Genomic DNA, 13072 nt, shown 5'->3' on the forward strand with positions numbered 1-13072 from the left:
TTAATGTACGATAAGTTTTATAAAGTAATCGCAATAATTTCTTGCGCACTTTTATTATCCGGATGCGGAGCATATTTTAATCAACCTATTCAGATAGAAACAGCTAGAATTGGAGAGGATACAGAAGTGACGGAAATACTAAGAAATATTCCTCCTCCAGTAGAACCAGTGGTTGTAGGCGTGTATAAGTTTAGAGATCAAACGGGTCAATATAAACCCACTGAAGCTGGAAGTACGTTTAGTACTGCAGTCACACAAGGGGCAACTACAATTTTAATAAAAGCGTTAGAAGACTCTAAATGGTTTGTACCTATAGAAAGAGAAAATTTAAGCAACTTACTCAATGAGCGTAATATCATTCGTTCTACCAGAAAAGAGTATAGAAAAACCAAAAATCCAAACGAACCCCAATTACCACCATTATTATATGCGGGAATTATTTTAGAAGGAGGTATTGTTTCTTATGACTCAAATATAATTACAGGAGGTCTAGGAGCCAGATACTTTGGTATAGGTGGATCTACCCAATATAGACAAGATAGAATTACGGTATATTTAAGAGCAGTGTCAACATCTAGTGGAAAAATTTTAAAAACCGTATATGTATCTAAAACTATTTTATCACAAGCACTAGATGCTAACTTTTTTAGATATGTGAAATTTAGAAGGCTGCTTGAAGCTGAAACTGGCTTTACCAAAAATGAACCTGCTCAATTAGCTGTTTCTGAAGCTATAGAAAAAGCTGTAGAATCATTGATCATAGAAGGAATAGAAGACAAGTTGTGGGCGGTTAAAGCAGAACCTGAAAAAATTAATGAACTTATCGGGAACTATAAAGTTGAAAAAAGTGAAGCACAAAACACAGCATTATATGATCGATACTTCAAGGATAGAAGATCTCAAAAATCTATTTTTATAAAAGGAGGTACTGCGCTGATAAGTGGAGATTATAATAATCCCGAATTTACGTATTCTGCAGAAATAGGGGTAAGATGGTATTTTAACCCATACCTTAATCTAAATGCTAGTATTAATAAATTTGAACTTACAAACGAAAATGCATTTTCTGAAGGGTTTAATGCTATCGGAGTTAATGCAGAATTGACATTATTACCATTTGAGAAAATATCACCCTTTTTCTTTGGTGGAATCGGCGTAGTAAATGATGATGATTTTGATACTAGTGCGTTTAAATTCCAATATGGTGGGGGAGTCGAATATTTAATTTCTGATAATATTGGAATTTCGGCTAATGTATCTCAACATCTTGTTTTAAATGATGAACTAGACAATATAGCACAAGGAAAACGAGACGACCAATATTTTAATTTTTCTTTAGGACTCAACTGGTATTTTGGGAAACCAGTCAAAAAGGATGGAGTAAAAAATTAAAATAGATATAGTTTCTAAAGTATAAAATTATTAAGTAAATGAAAGAATTTATTATAAAAATAGTAAGCATTTTTGTCATGTTGACCATCGTATCCTGTAGTGAAGATACTATTGATTTAGTCGGGTTAGGATCGGTCAAGGGACGTGTGGTTAGAGTGGGAACAAACGAACCCTTAGAGAATGTGAAAATATCTACCAACCCAGGAACCAGTACAGTTTTTACAGATGCAGATGGCTTCTACCGTCTAGAGAATGTGCCTTCGGGAGATTATTCGCTATCGGCTCAACGAGAAGGTTTATTAGCAGTTTTTGAAGGAATTACGATAATCTCTAATAGGGAGTTAGAAGTCGTTTTTGAAATGGATATAGAAACTGCAGGTAATAGACCACCTAATGCGGCTACATTAATCACGCCGGCAGATAATTCCGTGGATCTTCCTGTAGATGTAGAATTAGTGTGGAGCGCTAGTGATCCTGATGATGATACATTAACCTACACCGTAAGTTTAAGAAATGATGAAAACGCGACGGTAGAGCGTTTTGAAAATATAACAGATACAACATTTACATTGTCTGGACTTTCTTATGGAGTAAAATACTTTTGGGATGTTGCAGCAAATGATAATATAAATAGCCCGGTAAATAGTGCTACTTTTGCTTTTGAAACGGCAACACCTCCTAATAATAGGATTGTTTTTACACGATTAGTAGAGGGTAATAGTGTTATTTATTCTGCTAGCGAGAGTGGAGGTACTGTAATTTCACTTACTCCTACTTCAAAAAATAGTTTTAGGCCTCGAAGAAATCCTAGTACTGGTAAAATAGCATTTTTACAATCTGTAGGCTCGCAAACACATTTATTTACTATGAATGAAGATGGTTCAGAAGTTAAACAGGTCACCTCTTCAATAGGAGTATCTGGATTTAACCTAGAAGAAATAGATTTTTCATGGGATGATAACGGAGCAAAACTATTGTTCCCAAATCAGAACAGATTGTATTCTATTAATGTCGATGGTAGTGGTTTGGAAGAGATATATCAAACAACAGGAGATCTTATTACAGAGGTAGATAAAAATGAAACTACCGGGATCATTGCGTTAAAAACTAATAATCTGGATGGATATGCTGTACAGATTTTTACAATAGACGAGTCAGGCACAGTGCAAGATGTGGTATTAACAGGGCAGAACGGTGCCGCCGGAAGTATTAATTTATCAATTGATGGAACTAAATTATTATATAGTAGAGATATATCGGGTACAGAGAACCCTTTAAATTATCGTCAATTAGATTCCAGGGTGTTTGTGTATGATTTTGGTGCGATGACAAGTACAGACTTATCTACAAGTAAAGTGCCAGGAACTAATGATTTGGATGCCAGATTTTCTCCAAACGAAGCCAGTATTATTTTTGTAAATACATCTAATGATGGTATTTCTGCAAGAAATGTTTTAACAGTTCCAATTTCAGATTTGGACGCCAGAACTACAGTGCTTGAAAACGCTGCTATGCCAGACTGGGAGTAATAATCCAACTTGATTTCAAAACATCTAAAATCCGAATCTTAATTGTAATTCAATTGCGATTCGGATTTTTCTGTTTTCAATTTAGTCTTTGAATTAAATTGAATTATCTTTGCGCTTTAATTTCAATACCATGAGTCAAGAAGTAAGTAAACGCTACGCACAACGAGGAGTTTCTGCATCCAAGGAAGATGTGCATAGTGCAATCAAGAATATTGATAAAGGACTTTTTCCGAAAGCATTTTGCAAAATTGTCCCTGATTATCTTACAGGTGATGATGATTATTGTCTTATTATGCATGCAGATGGAGCCGGTACCAAATCTTCTTTGGCATATATGTATTGGAAAGAAACAGGAGATCTTTCAGTATGGAAAGGTATAGCGCAAGATGCATTGATCATGAATATAGATGATCTTTTATGTGTAGGTGCAACCGATAATATCATGCTGTCTTCTACGATAGGTAGAAACAAAAATTTGATTCCGGGAGAGGTACTGTCTGCAATTATTAACGGCACCGAAGAACTTCTTACAGAACTTGATAACTTTGGAGTAAAAATTCATTCTACAGGAGGAGAAACTGCAGATGTTGGTGATTTGGTAAGAACTATTATTGTTGATTCTACGGTTACCGCTCGTATGAAACGAAAAGACGTTATCGATAATGCCAATATAAAAGCTGGTGATGTAATCGTTGGATTAGCGTCGTTCGGTCAAGCAAATTACGAAAAAGAATATAATGGAGGTATGGGTAGTAATGGTTTAACCTCCGCCAGACACGACGTGTTTAGTGAGGTATTGGCCAAAAAGTATCCAGAAAGCTTTGATCCCTCAGTTCCTCAAGAATTAGTGTATTCTGGTAATACAAGCCTTACAGATCAGGTTAAAGGTTCTCCATTGGATGCTGGAAAATTAGTGTTATCTCCTACGCGAACGTATGCTCCAATTATTAAGAAGATATTGTCAAAGTTTGATAGTAAGACTATTCATGGAATGGTTCATTGTAGTGGAGGAGCGCAAACTAAAATTTTACATTTTGTCGATAACTTACATATTGTAAAAGATAACCTATTTGATGTTCCGCCATTATTCAAATTAATACAGGAGAATTCAGGTACAGATTGGAAAGAAATGTACCAGGTATTTAATATGGGTCATCGAATGGAGGTGTATGTTTCTCCAGAAATTGCTGAAGAAATTATTTCAATTTCAAAAAGCTTTAATGTAGATGCACAGATCGTGGGTAAGGTTGAAGCATCAGATAAGAAAAAATTAACTATCAATAGTGAATTTGGAACATATACGTATAGTTAAGATTATTTCATTGAGGTAGCATATTTATTTCTTAAAAATTCTAATTTTGGATGAATATACTTCTTGCAAAAAGGTTTTTCTGGATTTTTGATATAGTAGTCTAGAAGCTCTTGTCTAGAAGGTGAAAACTCAAGAAAAGGCAAGGTTTTGGTAATAATTGGAGCGTTAAAATTTTGCTGTTGCTGGTCTAAATGATGCTCAATATCGTTTTTATCGGCTTCTTCAAAATAGTAAATTGCACTTCTGTATTTTTTTCTAAAGCTATGGTTGGCTGTACTTTTATGTGTGTGTAAATGAATTTCAATAAGATCTTTTAATAGTATTACCATGGGATCATAAGATACAATAACAGCTTCAGAGAAATAGTGTTCATTGCCTGTACTTTTAATATATCCCTGTGCTACTTTAGTCACTCCTTTTAAGGCTTGAAAAACAGCTTCTGTACACCAGTGACAACCTCCTCCAAATCCAATTTTTTTTAATTCCATTCCAGATTAAAGATATTAGATTTAAGAAAAATAGCCTAAAAATATTTATGATATTATAGCGTTATGAAATCATAAACACCTAATGTTATGAATACCCCAATCTTATATTCAACCATTTTGCTTTTTGTGTTTCTGGTTTCTTGTTCCTCAGATGATGCAGAAAACTCTTCTACAAACTCTAATTTTCCCGGAGATACGGAGTTGGCCGATGCAGAAAACATTCAGCTGTTTCCAGAAAATCATCCATTAAATATGGATATTTCTAATAGTCCTATCGATCCCAATTCTGATTTAATTTTGAATAACATCGGTCTTAGCGAACATCTATTTGCTGATTTTGGTAGTGGATTGTATCAAGGTGCTCCGATAGGGATACCTTATGTAGTAGTTAATAACAATCAACCTTTGGTACCAATTACATTTAGGGCTAATTCGTATGATGGTAATTATGGGGATGAAAGTGATCAAGGACCATTCCCGATTCCCTTAAATGCACCTATTGAAGGGAATGGGGCAGGAGATAGTCACATAATTTCTGTAAATATTGAAAACGGAATGCTCTATGAATTATATAATGCCTCACAGTCTGGTGCCGGGTTTGAGGCTTCCTCAGCTGCTGTTTTTGATTTAAATACTGTTACCTATAGACCAGATGGCTGGACCTCGGCAGATGCTGCCGGATTGCCTATATTTCCTTTATTAGTTCGTTATCCAGAAATCGAAAAAGGTGAAATTGATCATCCAATTCGTTTTACAATTGGACGTAATAAAATATATGAAGGTTATGTATTACCAGCAAGGCATCTGGTTTCTGGAGAAAGAAGTGATGAATTGTTACCTTTTGGAGGAAGATTACGTCTTAAGGCAAATTATGACATTAGTAGTTTTTCTGAAACGAATCAAATTATTTTAAGAGCCATGAAAAAGTATGGGCTTATATTGGCTGATGTGGGTTCTGATATTTTTATCACAGGAGCTCCCAATGATAATTGGGATAATGATGACCTAAGAAATCTACAACAAGTCACTCTCGATAATTTTGAAGTTATCGAATTAGGAGAGATTTCTACTAGAGTTAATTAACCTCAAAAACTCAGAATATAGAGTTATGAAAATAACTCGTTATCTATTTTTTTTGTTTTAATCTGGGTTTTCTCTTCTTGAGAATCTACAAGTTCTATCTTGTTGTCCTGGTCGAATTTTCCTGATTTTTTTTGAAAAAGAAAAGGAACTGGAACTAAACAGGCTATCATTATAAATAAAATTAGAGCCAATCTCCTTAATATTTTTTTGAATCTTTTCATGCGGTAAATGATAATATGTGTCATCATCTTTAGGGTTACGATGTGAACGTAGAAATACTCTAAATTGATTTTGATACGATGTATAACAGGGTTATACTAGTTGAAAAGACTCTTCTTCGTCTGGGTAGGAGATTCTAATGATTAATCTGTCTAAAAAAGAAAAAGTGAGTAAGTAGGTGTTGATCGTTGTTCTTGCACTATGCGTATGTAGCTGTGCTAATGTGTTGTGTTTTTTATCAACAAAGCAGTGATCTATATGCTGTTTTAATTTTTTTTGGTAACAAACAGTACTAAAAGGTTGTTTCTGTTTAGGTTGAATTGTAAGTTCTGAAGTGATTTGTTTAACTTCTGGGGAATTGTAATTAGAAAACCCTTGTAAACAGAATAAAACAGCAATAAGAAAAAACCACTTAGTAATCGAGAAATGATGATATGTAATGTTGTATTTTTTCATATTCATTTCAAAAATACGATTTTGTGAAAGAAAAGTATATATAGTAGCCCAAGAAGGTATCGCCTTTTGTGCAAAAAAACCTTACTTTTGTATCTTCCATAGTTAGGATAGAAATATTATGATTGATAAATTAAATATTGTAAAGCAACGATTTGATGAAGTGAGTGATTTAATCATTCAACCTGATATTATTGCAGATCAGAAAAGGTATATAAAGCTAAATAAAGAGTACAAAGATCTCAAAGCACTTATGGATGAGAGAGATCGATATATTGAACTTACCAATAATCTTAAAGAAGCTGAGGAGATAATTGCAGATGGGAGTGATGCAGAAATGGTAGAAATGGCCAAGATGCAACTGGAAGAAGCAAAAGAAGAACTTCCTGGATTGGAAGAAAAAATTAGATTTATGCTGGTTCCAAAAGATCCTGAGGATGCTAAGAATTGCGTGGTTGAGATTCGTGCAGGTACAGGAGGGGATGAGGCTAGTATTTTTGCCGGGGATTTGTTTAGAATGTATACTAAGTATTGCGAAGGAAAAGGATGGAATACAAGTGTGGTTGATTTAAATGAAGGTACTAGTGGAGGTTATAAAGAAATTATTTTTGAGGTTAATGGAGAAGATGCTTATGGTACAATGAAATTTGAAGCGGGAGTACATCGTGTACAGCGTGTTCCTCAAACAGAAACTCAAGGTCGTGTGCATACCAGTGCTGCAACCGTAATGGTATTGCCAGAAGCTGAAGAATTTGATGTTGAATTAGATATGACAGAGGTAAGGATAGAAAGAACAACATCGACGGGTCCTGGAGGGCAGTCAGTTAATACTACCTATTCTGCTATTAAATTACATCATGAACCCACAGGGATGATTGTAAGTTGTCAGGATCAGAAATCATCGCATAAAAACCTTGAAAAAGCCTTAAAAGTATTACGATCAAGGTTATACGACTTGGAGCTGGAGAAAAAACAAGCGGCAGATTCTGAAAAACGTAAAAGTATGGTTTCTTCTGGAGATCGATCTGCTAAGATTAGAACTTATAATTATCCGCAAGGTCGTGTAACTGATCATAGAATTGGTCTTACACTTTATGATTTAGGTAATATTATTGATGGCGATATTCAAAAAATTATTGATGAGCTTCAGTTAGTAGAAAATACAGAAAAACTTAAAGAATCTAACGAGGTATTTTAACATACTGAATTGTATAGAATTTAAAAAGCCGATCTTCATTATGGATCGGCTTTTTGTTATTTTGTATACGTAGAGAGGTTCTTAAATAGTCTCACTCTTTTTGTTTAATGATCTTACTACAAAGTAAATACCGGCAATGATAAATGGAATACTTAGCCATTGTCCTGTTGATAATGCATCTCCTAGAGAATCTTCAAACCCACCTTGGCTTTTCTTTACAAATTCTACAAAAAATCGTACGGTCCATAATAAAATCAGAAAAGCTCCAAAAAGAAATCCTGGGTTATTTCGTTTATCGGTTTTCCAATAAATAAACCAAAGAATAATCGCTACAAAAATATAACCAAAAGCTTCATATAGTTGTGCAGGATGTCTGTACGGAACTGCATCTAGAAGAGATGAGAACTTGGGATTTTCAACAATAGCATTATAGGCTTCATTTACCTTTTTGATTCCGGTTTTTTGCACGGCTTCTGATTTACTATAATATTCACGAACAAACTTCACTCCAAACGATGAATCTCCTGATTCATTTCCAATAATTTCGGAATTAAAAAAGTTTCCTAAACGAACAAAAATAGCGCCAAATGCTACTGCGATAACGAGTCGATCCAATACCCAGAGAATATGTTTCTGGATAACATTCTTGGAATAATAATACATAGCAATGATGATCCCTATTGCTGCACCATGACTTGCTAATCCCTGAAAACCAATAAACTCAAATTCTGGCTTGAATCTAAAAGGTAAAATGATTTCTAATAGATTGTTTTTATAATAATCCCAATCATAAAAGAAAACATGACCTAAACGTGCACCAATAAGTGTTGCTATTACGGCATAAATAAAAATACTGTCTAATTTTTCTATAGATATGTTCTCACGGATGTATATTTTTTTCATTAAATACCAACCTAGTGAAAAGGCTACCACAAACATTAAACTATAAAAACGAATCATAAAAAAGCCAAGGTCTATTCCTTCAACTGGGTTCCAGATAATTTTTGAGAATATCATATAAGAGGTTTATTTTTCGAGAGTAAATATAGGTATTTAAATGAGAAATGTAGTATGTATAAAATTGCTAGAAAATGATGAAATTATTTTTCGGCCGATTCATTCTTTTTTGATAGATCTTTCACTTCAGGTACGGGATCATACCCGCTACCACCCCAAGGATGACAACTAAAAATTCTTTTAATAGAAAGCTTACCGCCTTTAAGTAAACCATGCTTTTGCAGTGCTTCGATAGTGTAATGCGAGCATGTTGGTTGGTATCGACAAGTAGCAGGAGTTAAAGGTGAAATCAAGATCTGATATAATCGTACCAATCCTATAAAAGGTGAAATCAGAATTTTTTTTATGCCAATTTTAGAAGCCAATTTTAGTGCTGTTAATGTAAAGAAAAACTGGTGCCTTCTCTACCATCTTTCAGTTGAATTCCTATTTCTAGAAGTTTATCTCTAATTTTATCACTTGTTGCAAAATCTTTATTAGCTCTTGCTTCTGCTCTTAGTTTTATAAGTAATTCTACCGTGCCAGATAGTTTATCACTAATACCCGAGGAGGTTTCATTAATATTAACAAGCCCTAGGATACCAAATGCAAAACCATCTAAGGCATTCTGTAGTAATATCAAATCAATATCATTAATTGAGGCTTTCTGGTCTTTTACATTATTGATGAATTTAACACCATCAAACAACTTGGCAATTAAAATTGGTGTATTAAAATCGTCATTCATTGCTTCATAGCATTCAACAATCCATTTAGTAACATCGAGCCCTTCCGTTTCTTTTGTTGCTTGCAATCCTTCTGCCGTTTGAATAGCCTCCATTAATTTATAGTACCCCTTTTCTGAAGCTTCTAATGCATCGTTAGAAAAATCCAAAACACTACGATAATGCGCTTGCATCATAAAGAAGCGAACAATTGTTGGGTGAAATGGTTTGCCTAAAAAGTCATTATTTCCGGAAAATAATTCTTCAGGAGATATAGTATTTCCTGTAGATTTTGCCATCTTTTTTCCGTTTAATGTAAGCATGTTCGCATGCATCCAATAATTTACAGGTGTTTGGCCACAAGCCGCTTCACCTTGAGCAATTTCACATTCATGATGAGGAAATTTTAGATCCATTCCACCGCCATGAATATCAAAACGTTCGCCAAGATATTTTGTGCTCATTACTGTACACTCTAGGTGCCAACCTGGGAAACCATCACTCCAAGGCGATGGCCATCTCATGATATGTTGTGGATCAGCTTTTTTCCATAGTGCAAAATCCTGAGGATTTTTTTTGTCACTTTGAGCAGATAATTCACGAGTATTGGCGATCATATCTTCAAGATTACGACCACTTAATTTTCCATAATGATTTGTTTCATTAAACTTCTGTACATCAAAATATACAGAACCATTAGATACGTATGCAAAACCATTATCAATAATGGTTTTAATGATCTCTATTTGCTCTACAATATGTCCGGTGGCTGTGGGTTCAATACTAGGTGGTAATGCATTGAAATTAGACATCACGGTATGAAAATCCAGTGTGTATCGTTGCACTATTTCCATAGGTTCCAACTGCTCTAGGCGTGCTTTTTTGGCAATCTTGTCTTCACCTTCTTCGGCATCATTTTCTAAATGCCCTGCATCCGTTATATTTCTTACATATCTTACTTTGTAACCCAAGTGTTTCAGATATCTGAACACCATATCGAAAGAAATAAAGGTGCGGCAGTTTCCTAAATGTACATTGCTATATACAGTGGGGCCGCAAACATACATACCAACATTGCCTTCGGTAATGGGTTTAAACGTTTCTTTTTGCCCAGAAATTGAGTTATATACTTTTAGTTGGTGGTCTATGGATAAATACAACGGAGCTCCTGCCATAATTTAAATGAATACAAAAATTTGTGTCTAAAATTGGATTAAAAGGTAGTATCTAGTTTGATATAATCTAAGAATTCTCTTCGTACAGATTCTTCTTTAAATTTGCCGCCAAACTCACTTGTTACAGTACTACTTTCTATATCGCGAATCCCTCTGGAGTTCACGCATAAATGTTTGGCATCGATAACGCAAGCAACATCTTTTGTTCCTAGAACAATTTGAAGGTCCTGCACGATTTGCATCGTTAATCGTTCTTGTACCTGAGGACGTTTAGCATAATAATCTACAATGCGGTTCATTTTGGATAAACCAACAACAGTACCATTTGATATATAAGCTACATGTGCACGTCCCACAATTGGTAGTAAGTGATGTTCGCAAGTAGAATATACAGTTATATTTTTTTCTACCAACATCTCACCGTACTTGTAGTGATTGCTAAATGTAGAGGCATCTGGTTTTCTTTGTGGATGAAGACCAGAAAAAATTTCATTTACAAACATTTTGGCTACACGTTGCGGTGTGCCTTTCAAGCTGTCATCTGTTAAGTCTAACCCCAAAGTTTCCATAATACTGGCAACATCTGCTTTTATAGAGGCAATTTTTTCTTTATCACTAAGTTTAAACGCATCTTCTCTAAGGGGAGTGGTAGCGCTAGTAGCTACATGATTATCACCTAGCGCTTCAATAGCTTCAAGGGCCTTGTCAATTTTCACACTTCAATTTTTTATAATTTACTAATATCCCTAATATTGAGGTTGTAAAAATTGTAATTTTTACTAGTCCCGCAATATTATGGTTTGCAAAGATACGATTTTGTTGTTTTACTTGGTAAAAGCTATGTTAAACAATTATATTTTACATATTTCTTGGAGAAGTTGTGTATATTTAAATCCCAAATATGGCTATAATACAAGAAAAATATAGTTTTTACGTTATATGAAAATGGCAAAAGTATTACCTCAAATCTTATTATATATAGTAGCTATTCTTATTTGCAACACTACTATTCATGCACAGGATAATGATCTGGCATGTAGAACTGCTAATCCATTTTGTTCTGATGCTTCGCAAGAATTAACATTTCCAAATATAACGGGAGAAGATATAAGCTTTCAAGGCTTAGGGTGTCTTAATACCACGCGCAACTCGTCTTGGTATTATATTCGTATAGATCAACCTGGCGAATTAATTTTTGATATTCAGCAATGGGTAGAGATTAATGTAAATAACACTTTGGATAGAGGTGAAAGGCAGCTAGATGTAGATTTTATCGCCTGGGGACCATTTCCAACGTCGTTTATAGATTGTGACCTGTTGGCTACTGGGTGTGATAACAATGGAGATGGAGAGAACTTGCGTCCAGAAGAATGTGTTAACAATGTTGATGATCCTGAGTATTATACTACTGGGCTTTTGGGTATGGATAATACGAATATTGTAGATTGTAGTTATGCCAGAACCCCTGAAGAAAATATTTTCATAGAAACATTTACAATTCCTTCTGCACAATCTGGGGAGTATTATATCATTTTGATTACTAATTTTTCTGATGAAGCCGGTGTTATTCAGCTTCAACAAACTAATCTTGGTGATCCTAACGCAGGAACAACTGATTGTAGTATCCTTGAGCCGGGAGTGGGTATGGATGTCGCGGTTTGCGGTCCATCCGAGTTTCCGGTTACTATAGAAGGAAGATTCCCTGATGCTATTGCTTATCAATGGAGAAGTGCAGACCCAGGAACTACTAATTTTACTTCTATTCCTGATCCTGAAGGAGGAGTGCCGTTTTTAGAAGTGAGTTCTCCGGGAGTATATGAATTAATTGGATATTCTGATACAGGTAGAACAGTTGAAGTAGGAAGAGATGATTTGGTGGTTTTAGATGTTTCTAATGCCGTAACTTCGGTATCGCATAGTATTGCAGAAGAGTCTTTTGCTGGTAGTTACACGATTACTGCGCAAGTTACTGCTGCGCCAGAGGTTCAAGCAGCGGGATTTGAAGATTTTGAGTATAGGCTTGATCGGGATTTAGGAAATGGATTTATAGTATACAGAGAATTTCAGGCCTCTCCTGTATTTGAAAATGTTCCTCCGGGAGATTATCGCATAACTGCTAGATATGCGAATTGCCCTGATAGCGAAAGAGAATCAGATATTTTTATGATTCTTGGGTATCCTAAATATTTTACTCCAAACGGAGATGGATTTCATGATACCTGGAGTCTTATCAATATAGAAGATCAATCAGATGCATTAATTTATATATTTGATAGATACGGTAAATTGTTAAAACAGCTACGCCCTGGTGGTTTAGGTTGGGATGGTACCTATAATGGTAAACTAATGCCGTCTTCCGATTATTGGTTTAGAGTAGAGTTCAATGAACCTAGAGATCCAAATATGAGACGAAGGGTTTTTGCAGGAAACTTTTCGTTGATACGATAATAAAAAAGGGAGGTAATTTAATTACCTCCCTTTTTTATTATGTATATTGATTTG

At 34.9% G+C, this 13072-nt stretch carries 13 protein-coding genes; 6 read left to right on the forward strand and 7 right to left on the reverse strand.

What is annotated here, in order from left to right; translation table 11 throughout:
• Positions 1-3 precede the first annotated feature (3 nt).
• The 3 genes from JJQ60_RS14700 to JJQ60_RS14710 all read left to right on the forward strand — a co-directional run bounded on the left by JJQ60_RS14700 (position 4) and on the right by JJQ60_RS14710 (position 4233).
• Positions 4-1392: a CsgG/HfaB family protein gene (locus JJQ60_RS14700; RefSeq protein WP_201921694.1), complete on the forward strand. Its 1389-nt coding sequence runs from the start codon at positions 4-6 to the stop codon at positions 1390-1392.
• A gap of 38 nt (positions 1393-1430) precedes the next feature.
• Entirely contained in the window at positions 1431-2921 is a 1491-nt protein-coding gene (locus JJQ60_RS14705) for a carboxypeptidase regulatory-like domain-containing protein (protein WP_201921698.1), read from the forward strand.
• 130 nt (positions 2922-3051) lie between these two features.
• Positions 3052-4233, forward strand: coding sequence for an AIR synthase related protein (locus JJQ60_RS14710; RefSeq protein ID WP_201921702.1), 1182 nt, complete (start codon positions 3052-3054; stop codon positions 4231-4233).
• Between the two features lie 2 nt (positions 4234-4235).
• Here the strand turns inward: JJQ60_RS14710 and JJQ60_RS14715 are convergent, their stop codons facing one another.
• Positions 4236-4721: a peptide-methionine (S)-S-oxide reductase gene (locus tag JJQ60_RS14715; RefSeq protein WP_201921705.1), complete on the reverse strand. Its 486-nt coding sequence runs from the start codon at positions 4719-4721 to the stop codon at positions 4236-4238.
• Positions 4722-4808: 87 nt separating this feature from the next.
• Here JJQ60_RS14715 and JJQ60_RS14720 point away from each other — a divergent pair, with 87 nt between their 5' ends.
• Entirely contained in the window at positions 4809-5804 is a 996-nt protein-coding gene (locus JJQ60_RS14720; protein ID WP_201921708.1) for a hypothetical protein, read from the forward strand.
• A 23-nt stretch (positions 5805-5827) separates the two neighbouring features.
• Here the strand turns inward: JJQ60_RS14720 and JJQ60_RS14725 are convergent, their stop codons facing one another.
• Complete coding sequence (locus JJQ60_RS14725) at positions 5828-5974, reverse strand: hypothetical protein (protein ID WP_201921711.1); 147 nt, start codon at positions 5972-5974, stop codon at positions 5828-5830.
• 142 nt (positions 5975-6116) lie between these two features.
• Positions 6117-6479, reverse strand: a complete 363-nt coding sequence (locus JJQ60_RS14730; protein ID WP_201921714.1) for a hypothetical protein — start codon at positions 6477-6479, stop codon at positions 6117-6119.
• A gap of 118 nt (positions 6480-6597) precedes the next feature.
• Here JJQ60_RS14730 and prfA point away from each other — a divergent pair, with 118 nt between their 5' ends.
• Positions 6598-7674 (forward strand): peptide chain release factor 1, encoded by a 1077-nt coding sequence (gene prfA, locus JJQ60_RS14735; RefSeq protein WP_201921717.1) that lies wholly within the window; start codon positions 6598-6600, stop codon positions 7672-7674.
• A gap of 81 nt (positions 7675-7755) precedes the next feature.
• Here prfA and lgt read toward each other — a convergent pair whose 3' ends face one another.
• From lgt to folE, 4 genes are all read right to left on the reverse strand, one after another.
• Positions 7756-8691: a prolipoprotein diacylglyceryl transferase gene (lgt, locus tag JJQ60_RS14740; RefSeq protein ID WP_201921719.1), complete on the reverse strand. Its 936-nt coding sequence runs from the start codon at positions 8689-8691 to the stop codon at positions 7756-7758.
• Positions 8692-8774: 83 nt separating this feature from the next.
• A complete protein-coding gene (gene yidD / locus JJQ60_RS14745; RefSeq protein WP_201922571.1) occupies positions 8775-9038 on the reverse strand; it encodes a membrane protein insertion efficiency factor YidD in 264 nt (87 codons plus the stop codon).
• A gap of 29 nt (positions 9039-9067) precedes the next feature.
• Positions 9068-10570 carry a cysteine--tRNA ligase gene (gene cysS, locus JJQ60_RS14750; protein ID WP_201921722.1) on the reverse strand — a complete coding sequence of 501 codons (1503 nt, stop codon included), beginning with the start codon at positions 10568-10570 and terminating at the stop codon, positions 9068-9070.
• A gap of 38 nt (positions 10571-10608) precedes the next feature.
• Positions 10609-11286 carry a GTP cyclohydrolase I FolE gene (gene folE / locus JJQ60_RS14755; RefSeq protein WP_201921725.1) on the reverse strand — a complete coding sequence of 226 codons (678 nt, stop codon included), beginning with the start codon at positions 11284-11286 and terminating at the stop codon, positions 10609-10611.
• A 229-nt stretch (positions 11287-11515) separates the two neighbouring features.
• Between folE and JJQ60_RS14760 the strand changes: the two genes are divergently transcribed.
• The gene (locus JJQ60_RS14760; RefSeq protein WP_201921728.1) at positions 11516-13018 is read left to right on the forward strand and encodes a T9SS type B sorting domain-containing protein; all 1503 of its coding nucleotides are present in this window, start codon (positions 11516-11518) and stop codon (positions 13016-13018) included.
• Positions 13019-13072: the final 54 nt, after the last annotated feature.

Origin of the sequence: Aquimarina mytili, from assembly GCF_016735115.1 — a bacterium.
GTDB lineage: Bacteria > Bacteroidota > Bacteroidia > Flavobacteriales > Flavobacteriaceae > Aquimarina > Aquimarina mytili.

Coding starts and splice junctions, on each gene's coding strand:
- JJQ60_RS14700 (WP_201921694.1), top strand. CDS start 4: ATGTACGATAAGTTTTATAAAGTAATCGCAATAATTTCTTGCGCACTT.
- JJQ60_RS14705 (WP_201921698.1), top strand. CDS start 1,431: ATGAAAGAATTTATTATAAAAATAGTAAGCATTTTTGTCATGTTGACC.
- JJQ60_RS14710 (WP_201921702.1), top strand. CDS start 3,052: ATGAGTCAAGAAGTAAGTAAACGCTACGCACAACGAGGAGTTTCTGCA.
- JJQ60_RS14715 (WP_201921705.1), bottom strand. CDS start 4,721: ATGGAATTAAAAAAAATTGGATTTGGAGGAGGTTGTCACTGGTGTACA.
- JJQ60_RS14720 (WP_201921708.1), top strand. CDS start 4,809: ATGAATACCCCAATCTTATATTCAACCATTTTGCTTTTTGTGTTTCTG.
- JJQ60_RS14725 (WP_201921711.1), bottom strand. CDS start 5,974: ATGATAGCCTGTTTAGTTCCAGTTCCTTTTCTTTTTCAAAAAAAATCA.
- JJQ60_RS14730 (WP_201921714.1), bottom strand. CDS start 6,479: ATGAAAAAATACAACATTACATATCATCATTTCTCGATTACTAAGTGG.
- prfA (WP_201921717.1), top strand. CDS start 6,598: ATGATTGATAAATTAAATATTGTAAAGCAACGATTTGATGAAGTGAGT.
- lgt (WP_201921719.1), bottom strand. CDS start 8,691: ATGATATTCTCAAAAATTATCTGGAACCCAGTTGAAGGAATAGACCTT.
- cysS (WP_201921722.1), bottom strand. CDS start 10,570: ATGGCAGGAGCTCCGTTGTATTTATCCATAGACCACCAACTAAAAGTA.
- JJQ60_RS14760 (WP_201921728.1), top strand. CDS start 11,516: ATGGCAAAAGTATTACCTCAAATCTTATTATATATAGTAGCTATTCTT.